This is a genomic window from Paraburkholderia sp. SIMBA_030 (assembly GCF_046535245.1).
Taxonomy (GTDB): domain Bacteria; phylum Pseudomonadota; class Gammaproteobacteria; order Burkholderiales; family Burkholderiaceae; genus Paraburkholderia.
The window spans coordinates 1-253 of record NZ_JAWRXB010001130.1 but is presented as its reverse complement, the minus strand read 5'-3'; the positions used below and the strand labels follow the sequence as shown (position 1 = coordinate 253).

Annotated in this window: 1 protein-coding gene; it reads left to right on the top strand. The window is 65.2% G+C overall.

Annotated elements, in window-relative coordinates; genetic code table 11:
* On the top strand, nucleotides 1–253 hold a 253-nt coding region (locus SB772_RS43555; protein ID WP_410838973.1), incomplete at both ends, for a phosphoadenosine phosphosulfate reductase family protein.

Below are 253 nucleotides of genomic sequence, written 5' to 3'. Positions count from 1 at the left end.
GCCTGCGCCGCGGCCAATCCAACAATCGCGCCGATACGCCCTTTGCCGAATATGACGCCGAGCGTCATCTCCTGAAGGTCAATCCGCTGGCCGATTGGGATATTGAGGTGATCAAGGCCTATGTCGCCGATAACAGCGTGCCGGTTAACCCGCTGCATGCCCGCGGCTATCCCTCGATCGGCTGCGAGCCCTGCACCCGCGCCATCAAGCCCGGCGAGCCCGAGCGCGCCGGCCGCTGGTGGTGGGAACAGGA